Annotated in this window: 28 protein-coding genes; 20 read left to right on the forward strand and 8 right to left on the reverse strand. The window is 66.6% G+C overall.

Features of this window, described 5'->3' with window-relative positions:
• The coding region (locus tag AC6EI8_RS10495; RefSeq protein ID WP_498381891.1) for a cytochrome c biogenesis CcdA family protein at positions 1 to 394 on the reverse strand (394 nt) is incomplete at its 3' end.
• Positions 395 to 616: 222 nt separating this feature from the next.
• Here AC6EI8_RS10495 and AC6EI8_RS10500 point away from each other — a divergent pair.
• The 6 genes from AC6EI8_RS10500 (at position 617) to AC6EI8_RS10525 (ending at position 5,734) form a co-directional block, all read left to right on the forward strand.
• Positions 617 to 1,360: a response regulator gene (locus tag AC6EI8_RS10500; protein WP_498381892.1), complete on the forward strand. Its 744-nt coding sequence runs from the start codon at positions 617 to 619 to the stop codon at positions 1,358 to 1,360.
• Positions 1,357 to 2,658, forward strand: coding sequence for an ATP-binding protein (locus tag AC6EI8_RS10505; RefSeq protein ID WP_498381893.1), 1,302 nt, complete (start codon positions 1,357 to 1,359; stop codon positions 2,656 to 2,658). Before AC6EI8_RS10500 ends, AC6EI8_RS10505 begins: the two co-directional genes overlap by 4 nt.
• Before the next feature lie 275 nt (positions 2,659 to 2,933).
• Positions 2,934 to 3,296: a hydroxyquinol 1,2-dioxygenase gene (locus AC6EI8_RS10510; RefSeq protein WP_498381894.1), complete on the forward strand. Its 363-nt coding sequence runs from the start codon at positions 2,934 to 2,936 to the stop codon at positions 3,294 to 3,296.
• A gap of 66 nt (positions 3,297 to 3,362) precedes the next feature.
• Positions 3,363 to 3,779, forward strand: coding sequence for an organic hydroperoxide resistance protein (locus tag AC6EI8_RS10515; protein ID WP_149319541.1), 417 nt, complete (start codon positions 3,363 to 3,365; stop codon positions 3,777 to 3,779).
• A gap of 121 nt (positions 3,780 to 3,900) precedes the next feature.
• Positions 3,901 to 4,488, forward strand: coding sequence for a thioredoxin family protein (locus AC6EI8_RS10520; RefSeq protein WP_498381895.1), 588 nt, complete (start codon positions 3,901 to 3,903; stop codon positions 4,486 to 4,488).
• Positions 4,489 to 4,702: 214 nt separating this feature from the next.
• Positions 4,703 to 5,734, forward strand: coding sequence for an asparaginase (locus AC6EI8_RS10525; RefSeq protein ID WP_498381903.1), 1,032 nt, complete (start codon positions 4,703 to 4,705; stop codon positions 5,732 to 5,734).
• Between the two features lie 23 nt (positions 5,735 to 5,757).
• Here AC6EI8_RS10525 and AC6EI8_RS10530 read toward each other — a convergent pair whose 3' ends face one another.
• Positions 5,758 to 6,690 carry a LysR family transcriptional regulator gene (locus tag AC6EI8_RS10530; RefSeq protein ID WP_498381896.1) on the reverse strand — a complete coding sequence of 311 codons (933 nt, stop codon included), beginning with the start codon at positions 6,688 to 6,690 and terminating at the stop codon, positions 5,758 to 5,760.
• 117 nt (positions 6,691 to 6,807) lie between these two features.
• Between AC6EI8_RS10530 and AC6EI8_RS10535 the strand changes: the two genes are divergently transcribed.
• From AC6EI8_RS10535 to AC6EI8_RS10545, 3 genes are all read left to right on the forward strand, one after another.
• Positions 6,808 to 7,602, forward strand: a complete 795-nt coding sequence (locus AC6EI8_RS10535) for an SDR family NAD(P)-dependent oxidoreductase (RefSeq protein ID WP_498381897.1) — start codon at positions 6,808 to 6,810, stop codon at positions 7,600 to 7,602.
• 115 nt (positions 7,603 to 7,717) lie between these two features.
• Positions 7,718 to 8,692, forward strand: coding sequence for a Bug family tripartite tricarboxylate transporter substrate binding protein (locus tag AC6EI8_RS10540; RefSeq protein ID WP_498381898.1), 975 nt, complete (start codon positions 7,718 to 7,720; stop codon positions 8,690 to 8,692).
• 133 nt (positions 8,693 to 8,825) lie between these two features.
• Positions 8,826 to 9,350: a carboxymuconolactone decarboxylase family protein gene (locus tag AC6EI8_RS10545; protein WP_498381899.1), complete on the forward strand. Its 525-nt coding sequence runs from the start codon at positions 8,826 to 8,828 to the stop codon at positions 9,348 to 9,350.
• A 5-nt stretch (positions 9,351 to 9,355) separates the two neighbouring features.
• On the opposite strand, the gene nhaA is transcribed toward AC6EI8_RS10545, so the two are convergent.
• Both nhaA and AC6EI8_RS10555 read right to left on the reverse strand, forming a co-directional pair.
• The gene (gene nhaA / locus AC6EI8_RS10550; RefSeq protein WP_498381900.1) at positions 9,356 to 10,594 is read right to left on the reverse strand and encodes a Na+/H+ antiporter NhaA; all 1,239 of its coding nucleotides are present in this window, start codon (positions 10,592 to 10,594) and stop codon (positions 9,356 to 9,358) included.
• 463 nt (positions 10,595 to 11,057) lie between these two features.
• The gene (locus AC6EI8_RS10555) at positions 11,058 to 11,957 is read right to left on the reverse strand and encodes a DMT family transporter (RefSeq protein WP_226109281.1); all 900 of its coding nucleotides are present in this window, start codon (positions 11,955 to 11,957) and stop codon (positions 11,058 to 11,060) included.
• A gap of 132 nt (positions 11,958 to 12,089) precedes the next feature.
• Between AC6EI8_RS10555 and AC6EI8_RS10560 the strand changes: the two genes are divergently transcribed.
• The 3 genes from AC6EI8_RS10560 to AC6EI8_RS10570 all read left to right on the forward strand — a co-directional run bounded on the left by AC6EI8_RS10560 (position 12,090) and on the right by AC6EI8_RS10570 (position 14,325).
• The gene (locus AC6EI8_RS10560) at positions 12,090 to 12,539 is read left to right on the forward strand and encodes an Lrp/AsnC family transcriptional regulator (protein ID WP_265635290.1); all 450 of its coding nucleotides are present in this window, start codon (positions 12,090 to 12,092) and stop codon (positions 12,537 to 12,539) included.
• 143 nt (positions 12,540 to 12,682) lie between these two features.
• Positions 12,683 to 13,300, forward strand: a complete 618-nt coding sequence (locus AC6EI8_RS10565; protein ID WP_265635288.1) for a 2-hydroxychromene-2-carboxylate isomerase — start codon at positions 12,683 to 12,685, stop codon at positions 13,298 to 13,300.
• A 41-nt stretch (positions 13,301 to 13,341) separates the two neighbouring features.
• Positions 13,342 to 14,325, forward strand: coding sequence for an NAD(P)H-dependent flavin oxidoreductase (locus AC6EI8_RS10570; protein WP_498381901.1), 984 nt, complete (start codon positions 13,342 to 13,344; stop codon positions 14,323 to 14,325).
• Positions 14,326 to 14,510: 185 nt separating this feature from the next.
• Here the strand turns inward: AC6EI8_RS10570 and AC6EI8_RS10575 are convergent, their stop codons facing one another.
• On the reverse strand, positions 14,511 to 15,239 hold the full coding sequence (locus tag AC6EI8_RS10575; RefSeq protein ID WP_226109277.1) for an SDR family oxidoreductase: 729 nt from the start codon (positions 15,237 to 15,239) through the stop codon (positions 14,511 to 14,513).
• A 259-nt stretch (positions 15,240 to 15,498) separates the two neighbouring features.
• Here AC6EI8_RS10575 and AC6EI8_RS10580 point away from each other — a divergent pair, with 259 nt between their 5' ends.
• Positions 15,499 to 16,443: an Rpn family recombination-promoting nuclease/putative transposase gene (locus AC6EI8_RS10580; protein ID WP_226109275.1), complete on the forward strand. Its 945-nt coding sequence runs from the start codon at positions 15,499 to 15,501 to the stop codon at positions 16,441 to 16,443.
• A 130-nt stretch (positions 16,444 to 16,573) separates the two neighbouring features.
• Here AC6EI8_RS10580 and AC6EI8_RS10585 read toward each other — a convergent pair whose 3' ends face one another.
• Together AC6EI8_RS10585 and AC6EI8_RS10590 are read right to left on the reverse strand one after the other, a co-directional pair.
• Entirely contained in the window at positions 16,574 to 17,131 is a 558-nt protein-coding gene (locus AC6EI8_RS10585) for a MarR family winged helix-turn-helix transcriptional regulator (RefSeq protein WP_149319555.1), read from the reverse strand.
• Positions 17,132 to 17,406: 275 nt separating this feature from the next.
• Entirely contained in the window at positions 17,407 to 18,246 is an 840-nt protein-coding gene (locus tag AC6EI8_RS10590; protein WP_149319556.1) for a FadR/GntR family transcriptional regulator, read from the reverse strand.
• Between the two features lie 321 nt (positions 18,247 to 18,567).
• Between AC6EI8_RS10590 and AC6EI8_RS10595 the strand changes: the two genes are divergently transcribed.
• The 7 genes from AC6EI8_RS10595 to AC6EI8_RS10625 all read left to right on the forward strand — a co-directional run bounded on the left by AC6EI8_RS10595 (position 18,568) and on the right by AC6EI8_RS10625 (position 26,200).
• Positions 18,568 to 19,770, forward strand: coding sequence for an ABC transporter substrate-binding protein (locus tag AC6EI8_RS10595; protein ID WP_149319557.1), 1,203 nt, complete (start codon positions 18,568 to 18,570; stop codon positions 19,768 to 19,770).
• Positions 19,771 to 19,875: 105 nt separating this feature from the next.
• Entirely contained in the window at positions 19,876 to 20,733 is an 858-nt protein-coding gene (locus AC6EI8_RS10600; protein ID WP_226109273.1) for a branched-chain amino acid ABC transporter permease, read from the forward strand.
• A complete protein-coding gene (locus AC6EI8_RS10605) occupies positions 20,733 to 21,746 on the forward strand; it encodes a branched-chain amino acid ABC transporter permease (protein WP_226109407.1) in 1,014 nt (337 codons plus the stop codon). Before AC6EI8_RS10600 ends, AC6EI8_RS10605 begins: the two co-directional genes overlap by 1 nt.
• A complete protein-coding gene (locus AC6EI8_RS10610; protein WP_149319559.1) occupies positions 21,743 to 22,510 on the forward strand; it encodes an ABC transporter ATP-binding protein in 768 nt (255 codons plus the stop codon). The genes AC6EI8_RS10605 and AC6EI8_RS10610 overlap by 4 nt, the downstream gene beginning before the upstream one ends.
• A gap of 2 nt (positions 22,511 to 22,512) precedes the next feature.
• A complete protein-coding gene (locus AC6EI8_RS10615) occupies positions 22,513 to 23,214 on the forward strand; it encodes an ABC transporter ATP-binding protein (protein ID WP_226109406.1) in 702 nt (233 codons plus the stop codon).
• A gap of 33 nt (positions 23,215 to 23,247) precedes the next feature.
• Positions 23,248 to 24,624 (forward strand): Zn-dependent hydrolase, encoded by a 1,377-nt coding sequence (locus AC6EI8_RS10620; protein WP_226109272.1) that lies wholly within the window; start codon positions 23,248 to 23,250, stop codon positions 24,622 to 24,624.
• Positions 24,625 to 24,721: 97 nt separating this feature from the next.
• Positions 24,722 to 26,200, forward strand: coding sequence for a M81 family metallopeptidase (locus tag AC6EI8_RS10625; protein WP_226109271.1), 1,479 nt, complete (start codon positions 24,722 to 24,724; stop codon positions 26,198 to 26,200).
• A gap of 69 nt (positions 26,201 to 26,269) precedes the next feature.
• Here AC6EI8_RS10625 and AC6EI8_RS10630 read toward each other — a convergent pair.
• Positions 26,270 to 26,584: DUF3597 domain-containing protein (locus AC6EI8_RS10630; RefSeq protein WP_498381902.1), on the reverse strand; the 315-nt coding region annotated here is incomplete at its 5' end.

The raw sequence follows: 26,584 nt of genomic DNA on the forward strand, positions 1-26,584 counted from the left end.
CCCACAGCATGCCGGTGGCCGCGCCTAGCCCCAGCGAGCTCCAGACGGTGCCGTTGCCGGCGCCGCGCCCGTCGGCGAGGCGGTTGCCCAGCGCCACCAGCGGATGGGCCAGCGCATCGGCAAGCCGGGGCAGCAGCAGCGATAGTCCGAACACCGCCAGCAGCGCCAGCGCGGCCAGGCGCCCGTATTCGTTGGCCCGGACCACCCAGGCGCCGCCGACCGAGGCCAGCGTGACGACGGCGGCAAAGGTCAGCGCCATGCCGGCCAGCATCGGCAGCGTGCCGCGCAGGAAGGGCTGTCCGGTACGGCTCAGCACGAAGGGCAGCACCGGCAGGATGCAGGGGCTCAGGATGGTCAGGGCGCCGCCGAGGTAGGCGAGAATCAGCAAGGTCATGATCGTGTCTCCAGGCAAGGGGTTGGCTTGCCCTCGATCAGACCCGGCCGGCGTCGCTGCGATGTGTCGCGAAGGGGCGAGTTTGTACCGCAATGTGGGGCCTTCCCGGCCGGATACATTGCGATACACGCGGATTTGCCGTCCCCATACAATGCCGGGGCGGTGGGCATATCGCTCTGCGCTCGCTCTCCTCTCACTCTCCTTCAACTGCCGGTGACAACCATGGACGCCCACGTCGACCATATCCTCATCGTAGATGACGACCGGGAAATCCGGGAACTGGTCTCGACCTATCTGACCAAGAACGGTCTGCGCGTGACGGTGGCGCCCGATGGCCGCCACATGCGCACGTTTCTGGAAGCCAATACCGTCGACCTGATCGTGCTCGACGTGATGCTGCCCGGCGACGACGGCCTCGTGCTGTGCCGCGAGCTGCGCGCCGGCAAGCACAGGGCCACGCCGGTGCTGATGCTGACCGCCCGCGACGACGAGACCGACCGCATCATCGGCCTCGAAATGGGCGCCGACGACTATCTGGCCAAGCCCTTCGCCGCGCGCGAACTGCTGGCCCGCATCAAGGCCGTGCTGCGCCGTACCCGCATGCTGCCGCCGAACCTGCAGATCACCGAGGCCGGACAGATCCTCGCCTTCGGCAGCTGGCGGCTCGATACGACCGCGCGCCACCTGATCGATGCCGAGGGCACCATCGTCGCGCTGAGCGGCGCGGAATACCGGCTGCTGCGCGTGTTCGTCGACCATCCGCAGCGCGTGCTCAATCGCGACCAGCTGCTCAATCTGACGCAGGGCCGCGAGGCCGAGATGTTCGAGCGCTCGATCGACCTGCTGGTCAGCCGCCTGCGCCAGCGCCTGAACGACGATGCGCGCGAGCCCAGCTATATCAAGACCGTGCGCAGCGAGGGCTATGTCTTCGCCGCGCCGGTGGAGATTCGCGAGGCCCGGCAGTGAAGGCCCCCGGCTGGGCCTGGCCCCGCACGCTGCGCTCGCGCCTGTTCCTGATTCTGTTGACGGGCCTCGTCGTCGCGCATGGGCTGTCGTTCGCGGTGCTGTTTTCCGAGCGCTATATGTCCGCGCGGCAGGTGATGCTGGGCACGCTGGAAACCGATGTCGCCACGTCGATCGCCATCCTCGACCGGCTGCCGGCGGCGGAGCGGCCGCAGTGGCTGCCGCGCGTCAATCGCGGCAATTACCAGTACATCCTTGGCACCGGCCTGCCCGGCGTGCCGGAGATGACCGCGCGGGGCAGGGATATCGCCGAACGGATCACCGAAGCGAGCGGCGGGCGTTTTCCGGTGCGGGTGGAGTCGATCCCCGGCGACGGCAAGCGCGTGCAGGCGCATCTGACGCTGAGCGACGGCAGTCCGCTGACCATCGACGTGCATCCGCGCATGACGCCGATCGCGCAGTGGCTGCCGTATGTATTGATCCTGCAGCTGCTGTTGCTGATCCTGTGCTGCTGGTTTGCGGTGCGGCTGGCGATCCGGCCGCTGGTCGCCCTCGGCGATGCCGCCGATGCGCTCGATCCCAACACCCAGTCCGCGCCGCTCGACGAGTCCGGTCCGACCGAGCTGGCCCGTGCCGCGCGGGCGTTCAATGCGATGCGCGGACGCATTGCGCGTTTCGTCGAGGAACGCGTGCAGATCCTCGCCGCGATCTCGCATGACCTGCAGACGCCGATCACGCGGATGAAGCTGCGGGCCGAAATGGCCGACGATTCGGACGAGAAGCGCAAGATGCTGAACGACCTGTCGGAGATCCAGACGCTGGTCCAGGAGGGGCTGGCGTACGCGCGCAGCGCGCATGGCGATGGCGAGAAGGCGTCGCGCGTCGACCTGGGCTCCTTCGTCGAGAGCCTGGCCTACGACTACCAGGACACCGGCAAGGACGTCACGGTGCTGCAGAACGCCGGCGGGGCCATCGTCACGCGGCCCCATGCGTTGCGGCGCGTGCTGACCAATCTGATCGACAACGCGATCAAGTTCGGCGGATCGGCCGAACTGCGCGTGCGCCGCGACCGCGACGTGGTGGCGATCGAAGTGCTCGATCGCGGTAGCGGCATCCCGGACGATCAGCTGGAGGCCGTCCTCAAGCCCTTCGTGCGCCTGGAGCAGTCGCGCAGCCGGGAAACCGGCGGCACCGGCCTGGGCCTGGCAATCGCGCACGAGCTGACGGCCGCCATCGGCGGCACGCTGACGCTGCGCAATCGCGAAGGTGGCGGACTGGTCGCCGAGGTCAGGCTGGGCTGACGGCGCCCTTCAGGCGCACTTTCCTGCGCCCCTTCCACTTGCGACATCGGCCCCCAGGGCCGATTTTTTTTCCCGCTTTGTATGCCTTTGTATCCGGCGGTCGCCGCGATACGCATCCAGACAAAAACGCCCCGCATCCGCTACGGGCGCGATACGTCGGTCTCCTTAAATGGCATCCGTGGCCCGGCGCTGAACAACAACGAAGCGATCCGGACCGCGCAATACCCCACTACCCAAAACCCGGCAACACCAACTCTCTTTAAAGGAAACCGATCATGACCGCCCAATTCGCCAAGCGCTTCGTCCTTGCCCTCTCGCTCGCCGCCGCTGCCGCTACGACTGCCGCAGGCGCGCACGCCGCCGGCTTCGGCCAGCCCGGTGCACGCGACCCGTACACCCAGGGAGCCCGCTCGGTGGCCGACGCACGCGACCCGTACAGCAGCGGCGCCCGCTCGGCCCAGGAGCCGCGCAGCGTCTACAGCGACGGCGCCCGCCAGACCGACCCGTTCAACGACGGCGCCCGCCAGTTCGACCCGTACAGCGACGGTGCCCGTACGCTGGCCGGCCAGGACCGCACCGGCGTCTCGGCCGAGCCCGCGCGCAGCGTCGATCCCTATCTCGACGGCGCCTACGCCTGACGCTTCGGCCAGCGATACCACCATCATCGAACGCATCCCATTCATCGAATCAGCGAGGAAATCCAGATGACCCAGATCGACAAGGTGCTGTACACGGGCAAGGTCCACACCACCGGCGGACGAGACGGCGAGGCGCACAGCGACGACGGCCGGTTGAGCCTGAAGCTGTCGCCGCCGGGAAGCAAGGGCGCCGGCACCAATCCGGAGCAGCTGTTTGCCGCGGGCTGGTCCGCCTGCTACATCGGCGCGCTGGGCAGGGCCGCCAGCAAGCTGAACGTGGCGCTGCCGTCCGCGCCGTCGGTCGATGCCGAGGTCGATCTGGCCATGGCCGGCGATGCCTTCCTGCTGCAGGCCCGGCTGCGTGTCCATATTCCGGGCGTGGACGGCGAGGTGGCCCGCGCACTGGTCGAGGCGGCGCACGGCATCTGCCCGTACTCGAAGGCAACGCGCGGCAACATCCACGTGGAGACCGTGCTGGTCTGACCGTGTGGCGGCCCTGCGCCGGTCGAGCGACCGGCAAGGGCCGGCTTCCGCGGTCCGCGGTCCGCGGCCCCGCATCCCCGCATCACCGCATCCCATCATTCCAATCGACCTGTCCGACATCATGCGCACCCTTCTCGCCACCACATTGGCCGCCGCGGGCATCGCCGCGGTCTGCTTCATCGGCAATGGCGCCAACGCCGTTGGTTCCGCCGTGGGTTCCTCCGCTGGTCCCGCTGCTGGTTCCGCTGTTGGTTCCACTATCCCCAATCAAACCAGGGCCCCCGAATTCGCCGGCATCGAGCGCTGGCTGAATTCGCAGCCGCTTTCGATGGAGGGCTTGCGCGGCAAGGTCGTGCTGGTCGATTTCTGGACCTATTCCTGCATCAATTGCATCAACACGCTGCCCTACATCAAGCAGTGGCACGACAAATACAAGGACCAGGGACTGGTGGTGGTCGGCGTGCATACGCCCGAATTCCCGTTCGAAAAGTCGACCGCCAACGTGCAGGCCGCGATCAAGCGCTTCGATATCCGCTATCCGGTCGCGCAGGACAATCGCTATGCGACATGGTCCGCCTACCACAACCGATACTGGCCCGCGCTCTATCTGGTCGATGCGGAAGGCAAGGTCGTCTACCAGCATTTCGGGGAAGGGCAGTACGCGGAAACGGAGGCGGCGATCCGCAACGCGCTGGCGCAGCGCAAGTAATGCAGGGCCTGTCTCCGGCCGGGGCGTAGCGCGGCGCCCCGGTGCATGCGGGGAATGGGGTTCAGCGGACCCGGGGAGTCGCCCGGATGGCGCGCGGTGCCAGGATGTGGCCCAATGCAGGCGAACCCGCCGGTCCCAGGCAGAGGCCTGGCCCGGGTTCCGATAATCACATCCCAGGAGACTTCGAATGAAGCCAACCCGCGCCCTGCTCAGCATGCTGTTGTTCGCGTCCGCCACCGCCTCCGCCCCCGCTTTTGCGCAAGGCAAGCCCGTGGTGCAGTTCATCGCCACGGGCGGCACCATCGCGATGAAGATCGATCCCGTCAAGAATGCGCCGGTGCCGGCGATATCGGGCGACGACCTGCTTGCCACGGTGCCCGATATCGGCAAGTACGCGACCATCCAGGTCAACAACCTGTCCAACGTGCCGTCGGACTATATGGAGCCGCCGCGCTGGATCGCGCTGACCCGGGCCGTGCAGGCATCGCTCGATCGGCCCGACGTGGCCGGCGTGATCGTGTCGCACGGCACCGATACGCTGGAGGAAACCGCGTACTGGCTCGATCTGACGGTGCGCTCGGACAAGCCCGTCGTGCTGATCGGCGCGCAACGCAACGCATCGTCGCCTGACTTCGACGGCCCGCGCAATCTGCTGAACGCCGCGCGCATCGCCGTCGACGAGCAATCGAAGGGCAAGGGCGTGATGCTGGCGATGAACAACCAGATCAATGCCGCCCGCTACGTCACCAAGACCCACACCTCGAACGTCGAGACGTTCAACTCGGGCGACTTCGGCTTTATCGGCGAGGTGTATCCGGACCGGGTCATCTACAGCAGCACCCCATCGCGCCGCCAGCACATTCCGATCCAGACCGACAAGATGCCGGAGGTCGAGATCGTGGCGATGTACGGCGGGGCGGACGGCGCGGCGCTGCGCAACGCGGTCGACCGCGGCGTCAAGGGCATCGTGGTGCAGGCGCTCGGCATGGGCAACATGAACCAGCCGATGTTCGAGGCCGTCAAATACGCGCTGTCGAAGAAGGTGCCGGTGGTGATCTCTACCCGCGTGCACAACGGGCGCGTGCTGCCGAACTACGGCTTCGTCGGCGGCGGCAAGACCAGCTTCGACGCCGGCGCCGTGATGGCGGACGATCTGAAGCCGGCCAAGGCGCGCATCCTGCTGATGCTGCTGTTGCAGCGGGGACTGACGAGCCAGGCCGACCTGCAGGCGGCGTTCAGCCGCTAGGGCGGGCAGCGCTCCTGAGTCCGCTATGCGGCCGGTGGCCAGATCCAGCCCGGCCACCGCCGCTTCAGCCGGTCGGCGACGATGCCGACCTCCGCCATGGCGTGCGCCGCGATTTCCGAGGGCGGCGATGTCTTGCGGCGGACCAGGCCGACGGACCGCACCGGTCCGTCCACGATCTCGGCCACGCGCATGCCCTTGAGCGACAGCAGCGGCATGATGCCCAGATAGGGCAGGACCGCAATGCCCAGCCCCTCCTTGACGAAGCCGGCGATGGTGCCGATCTGGTCCAGCTGCAGCTTCGGCCGGAACTGCACGCCGCGCTGCAGGAAGGCGGCGCTCATGTACTTCATCGCGGTGCTGCGGTCGGTCATGCTGATCAGCGGCAGGCCGGCCAGTTCGTCCATGTGCATCCGCTTGCGCAAGGGCTTGCGCCACTGCGCCGGGGCCAGCAGCACAAAGCGGTCGCGCAGGATCTCCTGGAACAGCAGCTCGGGGTTCGACGGCGAGGCGGACGCCAGCGCGAAGTCGACCTGGTAATCGATCACGCGCTGTACCGCGGCCTGGTCCGCGCAGTCGTGCACGGCGATCTGCGCATGCGGGTAGCGCTTCTCCAGTGCCGCGCAGACGCCGGGCAACAACACATTGGCCAGCGACGGCAGCGCGGCGATCGACAGCCGCTGCGCCTCCTGTTCCGCGCGGCTCCGCAGATGCCGCAGGCCGGAATCGAACTCCCCGACGATGCGGCGGGCCATCGGCACCAGCTGCTCGCCCGCCGGCGTCAGGCGCACGCTGCGCGTCGACCGTTCGAACAGCGCGATGCCCAGCTCCTCCTCCATCTCCTTGACGGCCTTGCTCAACGACGGTTGCGTGACGAAGAACTGCTCGGCGGTGCGGCTGAAATTCAGCGATTGCGCCAGCGCGAGAAAGATCCGGAGTTGTCGGGGCGTGATATTCATTCTTGCAGTCTATCAATCTATAGACAAAGGGAATTTCCGCAATAAATGTAGTCTCCCTAGAATGGGCCGCGCAAGCTTTTGAGGGATTTCCTTGCAGACCTGGACAACGGAGACGAGATGCTGGATCTGAACGGCAAGGTGGCGCTGATCATGGGATGCGGCGCCGTCGCCGAAGGGTGGGGAAACGGGCGCGCCACCGCCATGCTGATGGCGCGGCAGGGGGCGCGAGTCTTCGGCACGGACCTGCATCTGGCGCACGCGATGCGCACGCGCGAACTGATCGCCGCGGAAGGCTTCGACGCCGATGTGCTCGCCTGCGACAGCACCAGCGCCGAGCAGGTCGAGCGCGCGGTGCAGGCCTGCCTGTCGCGCCATGGCCGCATCGATATCCTGGTCAATAACGTCGGCCTGTCGCAGCCGGGCGGTCCCATCGAGATGGATGAAGCGGTCTGGGACGCGCAGATGCAGGTGAACCTGAAGGGCACGTTCCTGGCCTGCAAGCACGTGCTGCCGATCATGAAGACGCAGGGCGGCGGCGCCATCGTCAATATCGCCTCGGTGGCCGGGCTGCGTTATGTGGGCAAGCCGCAGGTGGCCTATGCCGCCGCCAAGGCCGGCCTGATGCATTTCACGCGGACCACCGCGGTGATTCACGCGCCGGACAACATCCGCCTGAACTGCGTGGTGCCCGGCCTGATGCATACCCCGCTGATCGAAGGGTTGGCGGCCAAGTATGCGGGCGGCGATACCGAGGCGTTCATCGCCCATCGGCATGGCCAGGTGCCGATGCAGCGCATGGGCGATGGCTGGGACACCGCGCACGCGGTGCTGTTCCTGGCAGCCGACGAGAGCCGCTATATCACCGGCACCGAGATTGTCGTCGACGGCGGGCTGGTTGCCGCGACGCGATAGATGGCGATAGCGGCTGGACAAGGACTGCATTGCGGCTGCATTGCGGCATCCATCGACGCATGGCATGGGCAAGGCTCTCGCGGGCCTTGCCGACGATAACGACAAGGAGACAACGATGACAAACCGATCCCGGCGCCTGCTTGGCGCAGCGGCGCTGGCCGCCGCTGCCCTTTTTCCCGCCGCTCCCGCCTGGAGCCAGGCGTATCCGAGCCAGCCGATTCGCCTGATCGTGCCGTTCGCGCCCGGCGGCGCGGTGGACCAGACCGCGCGCACGATTTCCGGCGCGCTGGGCCGGGAGCTGGGCCAGCCGATCGTCATCGAGAACAAGCCCGGCGCCAGCGGCTCGCTCGGCGCGGCCGACCTGGCGCGGGCGAAGCCGGACGGCTATACGCTGATGCTCGCGCTCGATTCGCACGCGGTGAACCACTACACGGTCAAGAACCTGCGCTTCGATACCTTCAAGTCGTTCGACTACCTGAGCCTGCTGGTCACCACGCCGCAGGTGCTCGTCGTCAACAACGCGCTGCCGGCCAACAATCTCGATCAGCTGGTGACCTATCTGAAGGCGAATCCGAACACCTCGTATGGCTCGGCGGGGACGGCGTCGGCAGGGCACGTCAACAGCGCGCAGCTGTCGCTCGCCAGGCAGCTGGCGACGACCCATATCCCGTACAAGGGCGCGGCGCCGTTGCTGACCGATCTGCTGGGCGGCCATGTCCAGTATGCGTTTGCCGGCCTATCGGTGATGCTGCCGCATATCAAGGCCGGCAAGGTCCGCGCGCTGGCCGTCAGCTCGCCAAAGCGCTCCGCGATGTTGCCCGACGTGCCGACCATGAGCGAAGCGATTCCGGGCTTCGAATATCCGACCTGGATTGGCCTGGTCGCACCGCATGGCCTGCCGCCGGACGTCCGCGGCAAGCTGCTGGCGGCAACCCACAAGGTCATGCACGATCCGGAGGTATCAAAGCGATTCGCGGAGAATGCCTTCGATATCGTCAACAGCAGTCCCGAGGCGTTCGCCGCCCGGGTCAACAAGGACGCGGCCGCCATGGGCGACCTCGTGCGCCGCAAGGTGATCGTCGCCGAGTGATTGCCGGCGACCGATCCTTGCCGAACAATCTTCTCCGAGCCGTCCTCGGCGAACGAACTTTGCCGAACGATCTTCGGCAAGCGATCCTCGCTGACTGAAACGCCGAACCATCCATCCCACTACGGACATCGACATGGCCGCCATTCCCTACGCCGATCTTTCGGCGCCGGACATTCAGCCGCTGGCCGAGCGGATCGCCGCCGAGCGCGGCAGCGTGCTGCACCTCTATCAGATGCTGCTGCACGCGCCGCCCGTCGCCGAGGGCTGGCTGACCTATCTGACCGCCATCCGCCAGAAGTCCACCTTGCCGGGCGCGCTGCGCGAGATGGTGATCATGCGCGTGGCGATCCTGAACGGGGCTTCCTACGAAGCCGACCAGCACGCCCCGATCGCGCTGAAGGAGGGCATGACGCAGGCCCAGCTCGATGCGTTGCCCGCCTGGCGCGACAGCACGCTGTTCGTCGAAGTCGAGCGTGCAGTCCTCGCCTACACCGACGCGATGACGCGCGACATTCGCGTCGAGCCGGCGGTGTTCGCCGAGATCGCGCGGCACTTCTCGCACCGGCATGTGGTCGAGCTGACGGCGACGATCGCGGCGTACAACATGGTATCGCGCTTTCTCGAGGCCCTGCAGGTGCATTCGCACGACGCAAGATAGCGCGATCAGCGCACCGCGGTGCCACCTGCGGGCGGTGCCTGGTCCGACTCGAAGTCCATCGTGTCCATATCGACATCGGACGCGACCGGCTTGCCGAACAGCTTCAGCCAGACGAAGCCCAGCACACCCGCGCTCAGCGACGCCAGCTGGATCGCCATCTTCGAGGCATTGATCACGCCGGGCTCGCCGGTGAAGGCCAGGTTGGTGATGAAGATCGACATCGTGAAGCCGATGCCGCCCAGCAGGCCCGCGCCGAACACATGGCGCCAGCGCAGGTCCAGCGGCAGCTTGCAGATGCCGATGGCGACCGCCAGGAAGCTCACGATCGTGATGCCCAGCGGTTTGCCGACCACCAGCCCGGCCAGGATGCCCAGGCTGTTCGACGAGGCCAGCTCTTGCGCCCAGTCGCTGCCGATTACGATGCCGGTGTTCGCCAGCGCGAAGATCGGCAGGATCACGAAGGCCACCGGCCGGTGCAGCACATGCTCGAGCCGATGCGACGGCGATGCCGCGTCGTCCTGTCGGGCGGAGAACGGAATCGCGAAGGCCAGCAGCACGCCGGCGATCGTCGCGTGCACGCCGGACTTCAGCATCAGGAACCACATCAGCGCGCCGCCCAGCAGATAGGGAATCAGCGACATCACGCGCAGCACGCGGTTCATGAACAGCAGCACGCCGAATACCGCCAGGGCGCCGACCAGGTAGACGAACGCGAGCTCGGCCGTATAGAACAGCGCGATCACGATGATGGCGCCGAGGTCATCCATCACGGCAAGCGCGGTGAGGAATACCTTCAGCGAGGCGGGTACGCGGCTGCCCAGCAGCGCCAGCACGCCGAGCGCGAAGGCGATGTCCGTGGCCATCGGAATGCCGATGCCAGCCTGCGTCGGGGTGCCGCCGTTGAATCCGAAGTGGATCAGTGCGGGAACGGCAATGCCGCCGGCCGCCGCGACGATGGGCAGCAGCGCATTGCGCAGGCTGGACAGCTCGCCGTTGTACAGCTCGCGTTCGAGTTCGAGGCCGATCAACAGGAAGAAGATCGCCATCAGCGCGTCATTGATCCAGTGCTCGACGCTAAGGCTGGCGACCTTCACATGCCACAGATGGAGGTACTGGTCGCCGATCGGCGAATTGGCCAATATCAGCGAAATGACGGTGCAGACGATCAGCAGGATGCCACCCGCCTTCTCGGACTCGAAAAAGCGCTGGAAGGTATTGGAGAGTCTTCTTTGTACGATTGCCATGGGGCCTCTCTTGGGAGCTATACCGGGAGACATACCGGAAGACATACCGGCAGATATGCCGGGATGGAAGCGAAGGGAATGGCGCGCGCGCAGGCGCCGCGGCTCCCGCGGCCGGGAGGCGCGGAGGGCGGCGTTGCGTGACAGCGCGTGGAAGCGGAGAGTCGACCAGTGAAATGGTCTGGATGAGGGTGGTGCATGCATCGGTCGCGGAAAAGCCGCGTGGCGGCCCGACCGACGCTGATCCTGCCACCCCGTGGGGTGAGCACCCGCGCGGAAGTATACCGGAACCCGATTGCCGGAACCGAATGGCCGGAACCGAATGGGCGGAACCGAATGGGCGGAACCGAATGGGCGGAACCGAATGGGCGGAACCGGATTTCCGGAACCGGATTTCCGGAAGCGGATTGCCGGAAGCGGATTGCCGGAAAGGGGCGGCAGGAAGGCTGGAGCGTTGCCGAGGTGGTCAGCTCCGCGTCGCAGCGGCGCCGGACCGGCGCGCGAACGGCAGCCGCCATCCGAGCGTCATGCCGGCTGCCGCGATCAGGATCGCCGCGGCGCCCGCCCATTGCGCCCAGTCCAGGCGCAGCCCGAAGGCCACCATGTCGACGACGATCGCCACTACCGGATAGATGAAGGACAGCGCCGCCGTCATCGCCGTCGACAGCTTCTGGATCGCGCCGTACAGCAGGATATAGACCAGCCCGGTATGAACGACGCCGATCGTCACCAGCATCGGCCACGAACCGTCATAAGCGGCGAGGTCCGACAGATTCGCGAACGGCGCCAGCATCGCCGTGCCGACGCAGGCCTGGATCAGTGCGATCAGATGCGGCGGCACGCCCGACAGCCGCTTGGTGATGATGGCCGCCACCGCATAGAAGAACGCCGCGCCAAGCGCCAGCGCGATGCCCCCGAGATAGTCGGTCGCGCCATGCCCGTGATCCGGCTTGGCCTGCACGATCATCAGCACCCCCGCGAACGCGATCAGCAGCCAGGCCAGCTTGGTCAGCGTGATGCGCTCGGAAAACAGCAGCGCGCCCAGTGCCACCAGCATGAACGGTTGCGTGTTGTAGACCGCCGTCGCGATCGAAATGGACGCGCGCGGATAGGCCGCGAACAGCAGCAGCCAGTTCATCACGATGGCGACGCCACCCAGCGCCGCGAGCCCGAGCGTGCGCCAGGTCAGCTGCCGCAGCATGCCCAGCGCGCCGCAGACCGCGAGCAAGGTCAGTGCGCCGAACAGGCAGCGCCAGAACACCACGTCGCGGATCGGCTGTCCGGACTCGACCACGAACCAGCCGATGGTGCCGGACAACACCATCGACGCCGTCATTTCGGCAGTGCCGCGTAGGGAATTCACCATCTTTCTCCTGAAGGCTCAATGGTGTTTAGAATCGCATGACAAGGGCGCGGATTCTATATGCTTTATTAGGTTGGATCGCCTCCTTTCCTGTATTTGGAAGGCATAACCCTTTCTTCCCTAAGGAATCAAAAAATGCTCGACGATGTCGATCGGCGCATTCTTGCCGTGCTGGCCGAGGACGCCCGGATTTCACTGAAGGAGCTCGCCGCTCGTGTCGGCCTGTCTTCGCCGAGTACTTCCGAACGGCTGAAACGCCTGGAAGAACGGAAGGTGATCCGCGCCTTCACTATCGATATCGATCCGGCGGCGCTCGGCTATCCGCTGCAGGCGATCGTTCGCATCCGCCCGTTGCCCGGCAAGCTCCATATCGTGCAGAAGCTGATTGCCGAAATTCCCGAGATCGGCGAATGCGACAAGGTGACCGGCGAGGATTGCTTTGTGGCCCGGCTGTATGTGCGATCGATCGAGGAACTGGATGGCCTGCTCGATCGCGTCGCGCAAATGGCGGAAACCAATACCTCGGTGGTCAAGGCCAAGGTGGTGCACAAGCGCGGCGCGCCGATCGGAAAGGCCGGCGACTAGCGCCTCGTCGCTTGCGCGCCAGAACTGCATCGTGGAACGTGCGCGTAAAGCCTTGCCAAAAATCCGATCGACGGTACATTGTTGCGGGAAACCGGCCGGCCGGACCGTCCGGCAACAATCACCATCCGAGGTGGAGACAAGCGATGCGTACCGTCAACGCGCAGTTCCTGTTCGATTTCGGCAGCCCCAACGCCTATCTCGCGCACAAGGTCATTCCGGACATTGAAGCGCGCACCGGCGTGACATTCGAATACGTTCCGATTCTGCTCGGCGGCCTGTTTCGGCTGACCGGCAATCGCTCGCCGGTGGAGGCGTTTGCCGGCATCAAGAACAAGCCGGAATATGGCCGTCTGGAAATGGAACGCTTCGTCAGGCGGCATGGCCTGACCGCGTTTCGTATGAATCCCCACTTTCCGGTCAATACCCTGCAGATCATGCGAGGCGCGATCGCAGCGAGTCAGGATGGCAGCTTCACGCGTTATGTCGATGCGGTCTTCGGCGCGATGTGGGAGCGCGGATTGAAGATGGACGATCCGGCCGTGATCGAGGCCGCGCTGAACGAGGCGGGGCTCGATGGTGCCCGCCTGCTCGAGGCGATCAATCAGCCGGCCGTCAAGGAAACGCTGCTGGCCAATACGCAGCGCGCATTCGAGCGCGGGGCATTCGGCGCGCCGACTTTCTTCGTCGACGACGAGATCTTCTTCGGCAAGGACAGCCTGCGCGATGTCGAAGAGGAAATCGTGCGGGCGCGCGCCGCCTGATTCGCGTTCGGTCATTCCACTCGTTCGGAGCCTTCCTGCCCATGAAAACACGCATCACTGAACTGTTCGCGATCCGCTATCCGATCATCCAGGGCGGCATGCATTTCGTCGGCCTGGCCGATCTGGCGGCGGCCGTCTCCAATGCCGGCGGCCTGGGCATCATTACCGCGCTGACGCAGCGCACGCCCGAGCTGCTCGCCAAGGAAATCGCGCGTTGCCGCGAGATGACGGACCAGCCGTTCGGCGTCAATCTGACCTTTCTGCCGACGTTCTCGGAGCCGCCCTATGCGGAGTACATCGCCGCGATCGCCGAGGGCGGCGTGCGCATCGTCGAGACCGCGGGCCGCAGTCCCGAGCAGTACATGCCGGCCCTGAAGGCGGCCGGCATCAAGGTGATCCACAAATGCACGTCGGTGCGCCACGCGCTGAAGGCCGAGAGGATCGGCTGCGATGCGGCCAGCGTGGACGGCTTCGAATGCGGCGGCCATCCGGGCGAGGACGACGTGCCCAACATGATCCTGCTGCCGCGGGCCGCCGAAACACTGAAGATTCCGTTCGTCGCATCCGGCGGCATGGCGGACGGCCGCAGCCTGGTGGCCGCGCTGGCGCTGGGTGCCGACGGCATCAATATGGGAACGCGCTTCCTGGCCACCGAGGAAGCGCCGGTGCATGTCAACGTCAAGCGGGCCATCGTCGAGGCGAGCGAACTCGATACGCGGCTGATCATGCGGGCGCTGCGCAATACCGAACGCGTGCTGAACAACGGCGGCGTCGAGCGGCTGCTGGAAATCGAACGCGAGAAGGGCGCCGATCTGAAGATCGCTGACATCTACGACCAGGTTGCGGGCATCTATCCGAAGGTGATGGTGGAGGGTGATGTCGAGGCCGGTGCATGGAGCTGCGGCATGGTTGCCGGCCTGATCCACGATATCCCGAGCGTCAAGACGCTGATCGACCGGATCGTCAGGGAAGCCGAGCAGCTGACGTTCGAGCGGCTGGCGGGGATGTTCGACGCGCGGCGCTGAGCGGTAAAGCATGGGCGAGGCACGGTGCCTCGTGCCATGCGGGGAAGCCGGGTGCCGGAAACGCGGAAAGCCCCGAGTCCTGAGTCCGCAGCCCGCAACCCGCAACCCGGAGCCTGGAGCCTGGAGCCTGGGGCAGGAGCCCGAGACCGGAGCCGGAGCCGGGTCCGGGACTGCCGGCAGTCAGATCACCACGCCTCGATCCAGGGCCGCAGATCGAGCTCGTGCGTCCACGCGTCCCGCGGCTGCTGGTGCAGCATCCAGTAGGCGTCGGCGATATGCTCGGGATTCAGGATGCCGTCGCGATCCTTCAGCGCATAGCGCTCGGGAAAGTTCTCGCGGATAAAGGCGGTGTCGATGGCGCCGTCGATGATCGGGTGCGCAACGTGAATGCCCTGCGGCCCCAGCTCCTTCGCCATCGATTGCGCCAGCGCGCGCAGGCCGTGCTTGGCGCCGGCAAACGCCGAGAATCCGGCGCGGCCGCGCAGGCTGGCCGTGGCTCCCGTGAAGAAAATCGAGCCGCGTCTGCGCGGCACCATCACGCGCGCCGTCTCGCGACCCATCAGGAAGCCCGCGAAGCAGGCCATCTCCCAGACCTTGAAGTAGACCCGGGCCGTCGTGTCGAGAACGTCGAAGCGGACGTTCGCGCCGATGTTGAACACCGCCACCTCGATCGGCGCGATGTCGGCCTCGATCCGCTGCACCAGGCTGGTCATTTCCTCTTCCTTGCGCGCGTCCGAGCCAAAGGCATGGGCAATGCCGCCTTCGGCTTCGATCTGCTGGACCAGCGGTGCCAGCTTGTCGGCGTTGCGCCGGGTCACGCAGGCGATATAGCCCTCGCGCGCAAAGCGCCGCGCGATCGCTCCGCCGGTCGCGTCGCCGGCACCGATGACGAGGATGGCCTTCCTTTGGCTCATGGTGTCTCCTTCGAATGGGGCGCTGCTTCGCCGGTCATCCGGCGGCAAGCCGATTGAGAATCTTCGCAACGCCAGACAGTGTCCGCGATTTCGCCGAATGCTGCCGAGCGAGCCATCGATGTGCCGCGCGATCGGGCGTTGATCGATGCCGGTCCGCCGGGCGGCATGAAACGCAAAATGCGTGTCCTTCTGTGAAGCATCGAGAGCTCATGCGGAGGATGCTGTCGGCCTCGACACTCCTCAGTTATCGGCTCCAACCATGGTTCAGCTCGAAGACGCCAGCTACAAGCAGTTGTTTTCCTCTCCATCGATGGTTCGCAACCTGGTCTCGGGATTCGTCGCCGACCCGTGGCTGGGCAGGCTGGATTTCGGCTCGCTGGAAAGCATTGCCTGCCACTACGTCGCGGACGATCTGCAGCAGCGTGCCAATGACATCGTGTGGCGGGTCCGCGCCGACGACGAATGGCTCTACCTCTATCTGATGATGGAGTTCCAGAGCACGGTCGATTACGGCATGCCGGTGCGGATCATGTCCTATCTTGGGCTGCTCTATCAAAGCCTGATCCGCAAGGAATACGTCAAGCCTCGGCGCGGCATTCCGCCGGTGCTGCCCATCGTGCTGTACAACGGCGAAACGCCATGGAACGCGCCGACCGATATCGCCGCGATGCTGCCCGACGTGCCCGGCCTTGTCGGGGAGCACTTGCCCAAGCTTAAATACCTGTTGCTGGATAGCGGACGCATCAGCAAGGATCAGCTTCGCGCGATGCGCAACCCGGTTGCCGTGCTGATGCAGTTGGAAGAGGCGGAAACCCAGCAGGAGGTCGGCGAGTTGATCGACAAACTCGCCGACATCGTGAAAGGCGACGAGGAGCTGCAGCGAATCTTCCTCAACGTGTTGCCGGGGCTCATTGGCCGGCGTAGTGGCAACACGCTGGACGTACCGGTGGTCAATGATCTTGTGGAGATGAAGATGAAACTAAGTCAGAGCTTCAAGGTGTGGGCGCATGAGTATAAGGCGGCCGGACGGCTGGAGGGCGAGGCCCGGATACTGCAGCGGCAACTTGCCACTCGCTTCGGAACGTTGCCAGAATATGCGGTAGCCAGGATTCAGGCCGCAACGGAGGAGCAGCTCGATAACTGGTCAACGCGATTGCTTCGCGCCGAAACGCTGGACGACGTATTCAAAGACGATCCAGCGTGACACCGCACGGCTTTTCACACAGGCCAACATCCAAAGTCGCGCCGCCCTCTGCTCCGCCGCACGGCGGCTCCGGCTCTTCAATCAATCCGCTGGAATCCCGAACTCCTTGACGATCCGGCGGCTCAGCATCCTAGGCTTCTTCCGCGCCATTCGGGTCCACTCCGGGCCCCATTACGCATTGGGCGTGCAGTTTGCGCAGCGCGCGATACAGCGCCTCGCGCTCCCGGGTGTCCAGCAGCCGCAATACCGCCGCCTGATGGCGCCGCGCCAGCGGGATCACTTGATCGTGCAGAGCCATGCCCGCTCTCGTGATGCTGCAGAACAGCTTCTTGCGAGGCGTATTGCCCGCAGTGGACAGTTTCACTAGCCCGCGCTGCTCCAGCAACCGGAGCGTGCGGCTGACCAGGGCCTTGTCCGAGGTCGATTGAACCACCAGTTCGGCGAATGGCAGTTCTCCCGCATGCGCCAGCAGCGCCAGCAATCGCCATTCCGGTACCGTCAATTCGAACTGCTCGGCGTAGGGCTGGGTCACGGTCCGCCGCAGCGCGTTGACGAGCTGACTCAGCATCGTGGTCAGGAAATCGTCGACCGTCAGGCCTGTTCCCTGGTCATCGAGCCCCGTCCAGGGCGTGTCCGCCTCGCGCGTTGCGGCGGCATCCTGGCGGCTGACCTCTGCGGATGTCTTCATCGGATCGGCGTGGATGGAAGGGGAGATGGGCGGCGATTGTCGCACAGGGATCGGCAGCGGCAGATTGGAAGCCGCGCCACGAACGCAGCGATTCTGAAGTCGCGCGCCATTCCATAAAGGAGAGGCGGAGTCAATCGGCGCTTTCCGTCTCCGGCACGGCCGTGTCATGAGTGTCATTCATCCGGACCGAATGCCGGTTCCGAGAATTAGGGCCCCGCGAATTGAGTGCCCCTTGGGAGGGAAAAAGCGCCTGCCTGGCGCGGCGTCGCGGCGCCTCAGCTCGTCTGCTCGGGCTCCCGGTCGCGCGGGCGTACCACCAGCGAACGGCGCGGCAATTCCGAATCGAGCACCAGGCGCCCGTGCACGCGCCCGTTCATCCGCGTGATGTGGCGCGTGCAGTCCTGCATATGCGCGGCCATCAGCTTGCGCACCTGCTCGGCATCGCGCGCGCGGGCCGCGGCGACGATCTTCTTGTGGAAGCGGACATTGGACGCGCCGAACTTCTCGTGCTCGCAGGCCGGCGTGTCGTTGCCGAACACCACCAGCTGCCGCAGCATCTCGTTGATCAGCTCGCAGCAGAACCGCAGCATCGGATTCGGATTGGCCGCGGCCAGGATGTCGTGGAAGCTCAGGTCCTCCTGGCGCTGGTCCAGCGGCGCCGCCGCCGAGGCCGAGGTGGGGTCGCACAGGTCGATCGTATGTTCGAGCGCGCGGAAGTCGTCCTCGGTCAGATGCGGCACCGCGCCGGCGGCCAGCTCCGGCTCCAGCAGCCGGCGCACCGTATAGACGTCGGCAATGCCGACGTCCTTGAAGAACAGGTAGTTCTGCATCAGCTGGAAGGTGCGGTCCAGCGGCACCTCGACGATGGTGCCGCCGCCGGCCGGGCCGGTGCTGACGCTGATCAGCCCCTGCACCTCGAGCGACTTCAGCGCTTCGCGGATCGTGCTCTTGCTGACGCCGAAGGTCTGCTGCAGCTTGATTTCCTGCGGCAGCTTGTCGCCGGGCTTCAGATCGCGCTCGGTGATCAGGCGCTTCAGTTCCTCCGCCACCAGGTCGGCGCGCTTCTGCTTGCGGATCGCCAGAGCCGGCGCCTTCGCGCCGCGGAACGTCACCATGGATTGTCCTTCCTTTCGTTTGATCGCCATGCCGGTGCGGCATGCGCCTTGCCGGCCCACGGCGCCCTGCAACGGTCCTGCCGCGGTCCATCGCGGTGCGCGCGGCACCGCCATCGCGCATCGGGATCGCGTCCCTGGGCGCAGGTAAACCCTGACCGGCGCTTCATTGACAGTCCCGCAAACCGGCTCCTATGATGCCTTCAACCAGTTTATACGTATAAATAGAATAAACGGGTTCGATTCTTGCTGTAGCGCTGTTGCGATCCTGTCGCGTGCCGGACCTTCCCTTTCGATGGACCCCACAGATCCAAGGAGTGAGCTTTGAATCGTCGTGACGTGCTCAAACTCGGCGCGCTGGCCGCCGTCCCCGCCTCCCTGCTGCGCGCCGGTGCCGTGCTGGCCGCCGACGATGCGATCGAACTCGGTTGCCCGGTGCCGATGTCCGGCCCGTTCGCCGCCAACGGCAAGTTCGCCGACCTCGGCATGAAGCTGATCGTCGAGCAGTACGGCAAGGTGCTTGGCAAGCCGTTGCGCTACAGCGTGCTCGATACCGAAGGCAAGCCCGCCACCGCGGTGCGCAAGGTGCAGGAACTGGCGCAGCAGAAGAACGCGCGCTACTTCGCCGGCGGCATCCTGTCGTCGGAATCGCTGGCGATGGGCAAGGAGGCCGAGAAATTCGGCGGGGTGTTCGTCACCACCGCCGGCGCGGACGAGATCACCGGCAAGGACTGCAACCGCGCGACCTTCCGCTGGTCGGTGCCGACCTACGGCGCGATCGAGCGCACCGTGCGCCCGCTGATCGAGTCGATGCCCAAGGCCAAGCGCTGGTACACCATCACGCCGCAATACGTGTTCGGCGAGGGCCTGCTGTCCGCCGCGAAGAACATCTTCAAGGAAAAGGGCATCGAGCACGTGGGCAACAGCTACCACGCGCTCAACGAGAAGGAATTCAGCGGCTATCTGACCAACGCGATCGCGGCCAAGCCCGACGTGCTGCTGATCCTGAACTTCGGCTCGCAATCGGCCGACACGCTGCGCCAGGCGGTCAGCTTCGGCATGAAGAAGAACACGACGATCCTGCTGGCCTGGGCCTCGGGGCTCGAGCAGTTCGAATCGCTGGGCGCGGACCTGTGCGATGGCGTCTATTTCGGCGCGCAGTACTGGCACGGCGTCGATACGCCGCTGAACCGCGATCTGGTGCAGCGCTGCAAGGCCACGTTCAAGTCCAATCCGAACTACAGCCTGGCCGGCTCCTATATCTGTACCAAGCTGATGCTGGACGCGATGGTCAAGGCGGGCAGCGCAGATCCGAAGGCCGTGATCGCGGCGATGGAAGGGCTCAAGTACGAGGGGCTGACCGGCCCCGAGGAAATCCGCGCGGCCGACCACCAGGTGCTGAAGAACTACTACCTGCTCAAGGGCAAGGCCAAGGCCAGGATGAAGGACAAGGACGACTATGCCGACGTGATCAGCGTCGGCAAGGCCTTCCTGCCGCCCGAGCAGACCCAGTGCAAGATGGCGTAAGCCTCTGCCACCGGGTTGTCTCCTCTCGACGACCGCTCCCCAACCCTCTCCCCTTGATCGGGAGAGGGCGCCCGCCAACGCGATAGCCAAAGCGAAAAGCGCTTCATGAACGTCTACCTGTTGCAGGTCATCAACGGCATCGGCATCGGCATGCTGTATTTCCTGCTGGCCGTCGGACTGTCGATCGTCTTCGGCCTGCTGCGTTTCGTCAATTTCGCGCACGGCGCCTTCTATGCGCTCGGCGCCTATCTGTGCTTCCAGGCGCTGCAGCTGGGCATGAACTTCTGGGCCGCGCTGGTGGTGGCGCCGCTGGTGATCGGCGCGCTTGCCTGGCTGGTCGAGCGCGTGATGCTGCGCCACGTCTACGCCCAGCCCCATGAGTTCCATATCCTGGTGACGGTCGGCCTCGCGCTCGCGGTGCAGGAGCTGATCATCGTCGGCTGGGGCCCGCTCGGTGTCGACGTGCCGCCGCCCGACGCGCTGCAGGGCGTGGTGATGTGGGGCGACTTCATCTATCCGAAGTACCGGCTGTTCGTGATCGCCTTCACCGCGCTGCTGGCGGTGGCGCTGTGGTGGCTGCTGGAGGGCACGCGGCTGGGCAGCGCGGTGCGCGCCGGCAGCGAATCGACCGAGATGGTGTCGCTGCTCGGCATCAACGTGTTCCGGCTGTTCAGCCTGATGTTCGCGCTGGGCGCGGCGACGGCGGCGATCGCGGGCGTGCTGGCCGCGCCGATCCGCGGCGCCGAACCGTTCATGGGCGTCGAGGCGCTGGGCGTGGCCTTCATCGTGGTGGTGGTCGGCGGCATGGGCAGTTTCACCGGCGCGCTGATCGGCGGCCTGCTGGTCGGCGTGGTGCAAAGCCTGATGAGCACGCTGTGGCCCGAGGGCGCGCGGCTGATGATCTATGTCGCGATGGCCGCGGTGCTGCTGCTGCGTCCGCACGGCCTGCTGGGGAGGGGATGATGGCGTATCGATTCTGGTGGCTCGCGCTGGCCGTCACGCTGCTGCTGCCGCTGACGCTGCGCTCCGGCACGCTGGCGACCGAGGTGCTGATCTACGCGATGGCGGTGATGGCGTGCAATCTGCTGCTCGGCTACACCGGCCTGCTGTCGTTCGGCCAGGGCATCTTCTTCGGCCTGGGCAGCTATTCGCTCGGGCTGGCGCTGACCCGCATCGCGCTGCCGGTGCCGCTGTCGCTCGCGTTGGCGATTGCCATCGGTGCGGCCGCGGCGGCGCTGGTCGGCTGGTTCTCGATCCGGCAGCGCGGTACCTACTTCGTGATGCTGACGCTGGCGTTCTCGCAGATGTTCTACTTCCTGGCCTATTCGGTGCCGTCGCTGACCGGCGGCGACAACGGCCTGCTGGACATCCCGCGGCCCGCGCTGTCGATCGCCGGCCGCGAGCTGGTCTCGCTGGCCTCGCCGTGGCAGTTCTACGGCTTCGTCGCGGTGCTGTTCCTGCTGGTGTTCTTTCTGGTGCTGCGCGTTACCGATTCGGTGTTCGGCCGCACGCTGCTGGCGATCCGCGACAACGAGGAGCGCGCGCTGGCGGTCGGCTACAACATCAAGGCATTCAAGCTGCTGGCCTTCGTGATCTCGGGCGCTGTAACGGGGCTTGCCGGCGGCCTGCACGCGATGCTGACCGGCATCGCGCCGCTGGCCAATATCGACTACCACGTCAGCGAGATGATCCTGATCATGACGGTGATCGGCGGCACCGCCAACGTGTTCGCCTCGGTGCTGGGCGCGGCGTTCTACGTGCTGCTGGCCGACTGGCTGTCGACGCTGTGGCCGCGCTGGCTGATGCTGCTGGGCTTCCTGCTGATCGCGGTGAGCCTCTTCATGCAGCGCGGCCTGTGGGGCCTGGGCACGACGATATGGCTGCGGCTGCGCGGCATCCGCCGCGAGCCGGCCGCGATCGGCCCCGACACGGAAGCCGCCACGAAAATCGTCACCACGGGAGAGGAACGCGCATGACAGTCCCGATCCTCGAAGCCACCGGCGTGGTCAAGCAATACGGCAAGTTCATGGCGCTCGGCGGCGTGGACCTGCGCGTGATGCCGGGCACCGTGCATTCGGTGATCGGGCCGAACGGCGCCGGCAAGACCACGCTGTTCCATATGCTGACCGGCACGCGCAGCGTCACCAGCGGGCGCATCGTCTTTGACGGACACGACGTCACCGGCGAGACCGACTACCAGCGCGTGCAGCGCGGCATCGCACGCTCGTTCCAGGTCACCAGCCTGTTCCCCAGCCTGCCGGTGCGCGAGAACCTGCGGCTCGCCGCGCTCGGCACGCAGCCGCGGCGCGCGATGAACTGCTGGCGGCGGCCGGTCGGCGAGCTGGCATGTACGGACACCGTGGAACGCGTGCTGGAGCGGCTGGAGCTGACCCGCGTCGCCGATGCCGTGGCCGGTGCGCTGTCGCACGGCCAGCAGCGGCGGCTCGAGGTCGGCATGGCGCTGGCCGCGCGGCCGCGCGCGATCTTCCTGGACGAGCCGACCTCGGGCATGGGCGTCGACGATCTCGGCGCGATGAAGCGGCTGATCCGCGGACTGGCCGAGGACCATACCGTCGTGCTGATCGAGCACAACATGGACATCGTGATGGACATCTCCGACACCATCACCGTGATGCAGCAGGGCAAGGTGCTGATGGAAGGCCCGCCCGACAGCGTGCGCGGCGATCCGCGCGTACGCGCGGCCTATCTCGGCAACATGATCACCGGAGGCCAGCGATGACGATGCTCGATGTGCAAGCCATCCATGCCTACTACGGCAAGAGCCACGTGCTGCAGGGCGTGTCGCTCGCGGTGGGCGAGGGCGAACTGGTCACGCTGCTGGGCCGCAACGGCGCCGGCAAGTCGACCACGCTGAAGGCGATCGCCGGCGTGGTGCAGCCGCGCGGCGGCCGTGTGCTGTTTCGCGGCAACGAGATCGGCGGAATGCCGCCGCATCGCATCGCCGCGCAGGGGCTGTGCTTCGTGCCGGAGCATCGCGGCGTCTTCAAGCTGCTGACCGTCGAGGAGAACCTGAAGCTGGGCGCCCGGCGCGATTCCCCGTGGCAGCTCGACGACGTCTACAAGATCTTCCCGCGGCTGCGCGAGCGGCGCCGCAATGGCGGCGCGCAGCTGTCCGGCGGCGAGCAGCAGATGCTGGCGATCGCGCGGGCGCTGATGAACCATCCCCGCCTGCTGATGCTCGACGAGCCGGTGGAAGGGCTGGCGCCGGTGATCGTCGAGGAGATCGTCGCGCAGCTGAAGATGATCAAGGCGGCCGGCGTGCCGATCCTGCTGGTCGAGCAGAACCTGGAGGTCTGCACGCAGCTGGCCGACCGGCACGTGATCATCGAGCAGGGCGCCGTGGTCTATACCGGCACCAATGCGCAATTCATCGCCGACGAGGCGGTCAAGGACCGCTATCTCGGCGTCGGCCTGGCGGCTTGAATCGAACGATGTAGCGGACGCGAATTGACGGACATGGCAGAAGACACCACCACCAACACAAAGGCCGGCAACCGGCAGGCCAGCAGCACGCAGATTGGCAACCCGCAGATCGGCACCCCCCAGGCAGGCACCGCCCCCGCCGGCAACGTGCGACGAGGCGCCGCGCACGCCGGCACCGCGTCGCTGCGCGTCGACGGCGCCCGGCTGTGGGACGCGCTGATGCGGCTGGCGCGGATCGGCGCGACGCCCAGGGGCGGAGTCTGCCGCCTTGCACTGACCGATCTCGACCGGCAGGGCCGCGACTTCTTCGTCGCCGAGGCCGAGGCGATCGGCTGCACGGTCCGCGTCGATGCGATCGGCAACATCTTTGCACGCCGGCCGGGCCGCGACGACTCGCTGCCGCCGGTGATGACCGGCAGCCATATCGATACGCAGCCGACCGGCGGCAAGTTCGACGGCAACTATGGCGTGCTGGCCGGCCTCGAAGTGTTGCGTACGCTGGCCGACGCCGGCATCGTCACCGATGCGCCGCTCGAGGTCGCGGTGTGGACCAACGAGGAAGGCTCGCGATTCGTGCCGGTGATGATGGGCTCCGGCGCCTTCATCGGCGAATTCGCGCTGGACCATGTGCTGGCGCAGACGGACCGCGATGGCGTCCGCGTCGGCGACGCGCTGAAGGAAATCGGCTATGCAGGCGCCGAGCCCGTGGGTGGCCGCGCCGTCGGGGCCTATTTCGAGGCCCATATCGAGCAGGGGCCGGTGCTGGAGGCGAACGACACCGTGATCGGCGTGGTCACCGGCGCGCTGGGCCAACGCTGGTACGACGTGGTGTTGACCGGCATGGAGGCGCACGCCGGACCGACGCCGATGGCGCTGCGACGCGACGCGCTGCTGGCCGCGTCCGAACTGGTCGGCATCGTCAATCGCATCGCGCTGGATCACCCGCCGCACGGGCGCGGCACGGTCGGCTGCCTGTCGGTCCATCCGGACTCGCGCAACGTGATTCCCGGCCGCGTGACGATGACGGTGGACCTGCGCGCGGCGGACGACACCGTGCTGTCCGCGATGGACGCGGCCCTGCATCGGGCCTGCACCGCGCTGTCCGAACGCTCGGGCATCGATATCGACGTCAGGCAGGTGGTCTACTTCCCGCCGCAGCCGTTCGAGCCAAGGCTGGTGCAGGCCGTGCGCGACGGCGCCGCGCAGCAGGGACTGTCGGCGATGGACGTGGTCAGCGGCGCCGGCCACGATGCCGTCTATCTGGCCCGCGTCGCGCCGACCGCGATGATCTTCGTGCCCTGCAAGGACGGCATCAGCCATAACGAGATCGAGGACGCGCGCCCCGAGCATCTCGAGGCGGGCGCCAACGTGCTGCTGCACGCGATGCTCGACGCCGCGCGCCGGCGCTGATGCCGCCGACCTCGCCGCCGACGCTGAAACGCTGACGGCGCTGACCGCGTCGCCTGACACGGCCTCCGACCCACACCGCACCGACCGGATCCACGCGATGAAAATCCTGATCGCCCGCCTCAATCACGAGACCAATACCTTCTCGCCAGTGCCCACGCCGCTGGGGTCGTTCGATCCGCGCTATGGCGAGGACGGCTACCGCGCCGCGCGCGGCACGCGCACCGCGGCCGGCGCCTTCATCGACCTGGCCGAATCGGCCGGCGCCGAGATCGTGGTGCCGGTGATCGCCGGCGCCAATCCCAGCGGGCGCGTCGCGGCGCAGGCCTATACCGCGCTGTGCGACGCGATCGTCGCGGCCGCGCCGGGCTGCGATGCGGTGATGCTGGACCTGCACGGCGCGATGGTGGCCGAGAACAGCGACGACGGCGAGGGCGACCTGCTCGAACGCCTGCGCGCGGTGCTGCCCGACGCGCCGATCGCGGTCGCGCTGGACCTGCACGGCAACATCACGCAGAAGCTGATCGACCATGTCGACGTGGCGGTCAGCTTCAAGACCTATCCGCACGTCGACATGTACGAGACCGGCGATCACGCGGGCCGGTTGCTGCTGGACCATATCGCGGGCCGCACGAAGCCGGTGGTGGCCTGGCGCCGCCTGCCGCTGCTGACGCATACGCTGTGCAGCCGTACCGATCAGGGTGCGATGCAGCGCGCGGTGGCGGCCGCCAGGGAAGCGGAAGCGCAAGGCATGTTGGGAGTCTCCGTGCTGGCCGGCTTTGGCCTCGCCGATATCGCGGCCCCTTGCCTCAGCGTGATCGTGGTCGGTGACGGCGATGCGGCCGCCGCCGATGCGGTGGCGCAGCGCATTGCCCAGCAGATCTGGGACGACCGCGCCGGCTTCGTCTATCGCAGCGAGCCGCTGGCGCAGTCGATCGCGCACGCAGCCAAACTTGCCGACGCGCCGGGGGAAGGCCCGGTGCTGTTGCTCGACCACGGCGACAACTGCATGTCAGGCGGCACCTGCGACAACATGGCCGTGCTGCACGAAGCGCTGGCGCAGGGCTTGAGCGGCATCGCGGTCGGGCCGGTGTGCGACCCGGAGGCGGTGGCGGCGCTGGTCGCGGCCGGGGTCGGCGCCACGGTGACCCTGCCGGTCGGCGACAAGGTGGCCCTGACCCAGCTGGGCGTCTATCCGCAATCGAAGCCGCTGACCGGCAAGGTCGCCGCACTCGGCGATGGCGAATACGTGATCAGCGGACCCACCTATACCGGCCAGCGCATCCGCATGGGGCGCAGCGCGCTGCTCGATATCGGCGCGGCGCGGATCGTGATCGTCGAGACGCCGCAGGAGCATTGGGACCTGGGCATCTTCACGCATATCGGCGTGGACCCGCATCGCGCGCGTTTCCTGCTGCTGAAGTCGCGGATGTACTGCCGGCCGGTGTTCGTGCCGATCGCGCGCGCCGTGGTCGAGTGCGACGGCGAGGGCGTGACCAGCTCGCGCTACGAGCGCTTCCCGTTCCAGCGCGTGGCGCGGCCGGTCTATCCGCTCGACCCGGACACGCGCTGGTCGTAAATCGCTCGCGGTAAAGGAGAACGGGCCGATCCATCGGCCCGCATGTCGCTCAATCTGCCGCGGCAGGCTTCAATCGCGCAATTCCGGCGGCAGCTTGCCGCCGTTGGCCGCGAGCTCCTTCATCACGCGCTTGTGCAGCCATACGTTCATGGCGGCCGAGTCGTTCATGTCGCCGCTGTATTGCAGTTCGCGCGCCAGCTCCTTGCGGTGCTCCAGGCTGCTGTCGATGCCCAGCGCTTTCATGGTGTCGACGATGGACGTGCGCCAGTTCAGTTTCTGGCCGCTCTGCTGCGCCAGGTCGTCGAGGATCTTCTCGACATCGACCTCCGACAGCGGCGCGCTGGCGGCGCCGGTCGCCGTTCCGGCCGCAGTGCTACCCGCCGC

Source organism: Cupriavidus sp. R6-3 (assembly GCF_059772245.1).

Coding starts and splice junctions, on each gene's coding strand:
- AC6EI8_RS10500 (WP_498381892.1), top strand. CDS start 617: ATGGACGCCCACGTCGACCATATCCTCATCGTAGATGACGACCGGGAA.
- AC6EI8_RS10510 (WP_498381894.1), top strand. CDS start 2,934: ATGACCGCCCAATTCGCCAAGCGCTTCGTCCTTGCCCTCTCGCTCGCC.
- AC6EI8_RS10515 (WP_149319541.1), top strand. CDS start 3,363: ATGACCCAGATCGACAAGGTGCTGTACACGGGCAAGGTCCACACCACC.
- AC6EI8_RS10520 (WP_498381895.1), top strand. CDS start 3,901: ATGCGCACCCTTCTCGCCACCACATTGGCCGCCGCGGGCATCGCCGCG.
- AC6EI8_RS10525 (WP_498381903.1), top strand. CDS start 4,703: ATGCTGTTGTTCGCGTCCGCCACCGCCTCCGCCCCCGCTTTTGCGCAA.
- AC6EI8_RS10530 (WP_498381896.1), bottom strand. CDS start 6,690: ATGAATATCACGCCCCGACAACTCCGGATCTTTCTCGCGCTGGCGCAA.
- AC6EI8_RS10535 (WP_498381897.1), top strand. CDS start 6,808: ATGCTGGATCTGAACGGCAAGGTGGCGCTGATCATGGGATGCGGCGCC.
- AC6EI8_RS10540 (WP_498381898.1), top strand. CDS start 7,718: ATGACAAACCGATCCCGGCGCCTGCTTGGCGCAGCGGCGCTGGCCGCC.
- AC6EI8_RS10545 (WP_498381899.1), top strand. CDS start 8,826: ATGGCCGCCATTCCCTACGCCGATCTTTCGGCGCCGGACATTCAGCCG.
- nhaA (WP_498381900.1), bottom strand. CDS start 10,594: ATGGCAATCGTACAAAGAAGACTCTCCAATACCTTCCAGCGCTTTTTC.
- AC6EI8_RS10555 (WP_226109281.1), bottom strand. CDS start 11,957: ATGGTGAATTCCCTACGCGGCACTGCCGAAATGACGGCGTCGATGGTG.
- AC6EI8_RS10560 (WP_265635290.1), top strand. CDS start 12,090: ATGCTCGACGATGTCGATCGGCGCATTCTTGCCGTGCTGGCCGAGGAC.
- AC6EI8_RS10565 (WP_265635288.1), top strand. CDS start 12,683: ATGCGTACCGTCAACGCGCAGTTCCTGTTCGATTTCGGCAGCCCCAAC.
- AC6EI8_RS10570 (WP_498381901.1), top strand. CDS start 13,342: ATGAAAACACGCATCACTGAACTGTTCGCGATCCGCTATCCGATCATC.
- AC6EI8_RS10575 (WP_226109277.1), bottom strand. CDS start 15,239: ATGAGCCAAAGGAAGGCCATCCTCGTCATCGGTGCCGGCGACGCGACC.
- AC6EI8_RS10580 (WP_226109275.1), top strand. CDS start 15,499: ATGGTTCAGCTCGAAGACGCCAGCTACAAGCAGTTGTTTTCCTCTCCA.
- AC6EI8_RS10585 (WP_149319555.1), bottom strand. CDS start 17,131: ATGAAGACATCCGCAGAGGTCAGCCGCCAGGATGCCGCCGCAACGCGC.
- AC6EI8_RS10590 (WP_149319556.1), bottom strand. CDS start 18,246: ATGGTGACGTTCCGCGGCGCGAAGGCGCCGGCTCTGGCGATCCGCAAG.
- AC6EI8_RS10600 (WP_226109273.1), top strand. CDS start 19,876: ATGAACGTCTACCTGTTGCAGGTCATCAACGGCATCGGCATCGGCATG.
- AC6EI8_RS10605 (WP_226109407.1), top strand. CDS start 20,733: ATGGCGTATCGATTCTGGTGGCTCGCGCTGGCCGTCACGCTGCTGCTG.
- AC6EI8_RS10610 (WP_149319559.1), top strand. CDS start 21,743: ATGACAGTCCCGATCCTCGAAGCCACCGGCGTGGTCAAGCAATACGGC.
- AC6EI8_RS10615 (WP_226109406.1), top strand. CDS start 22,513: ATGCTCGATGTGCAAGCCATCCATGCCTACTACGGCAAGAGCCACGTG.
- AC6EI8_RS10620 (WP_226109272.1), top strand. CDS start 23,248: ATGGCAGAAGACACCACCACCAACACAAAGGCCGGCAACCGGCAGGCC.
- AC6EI8_RS10625 (WP_226109271.1), top strand. CDS start 24,722: ATGAAAATCCTGATCGCCCGCCTCAATCACGAGACCAATACCTTCTCG.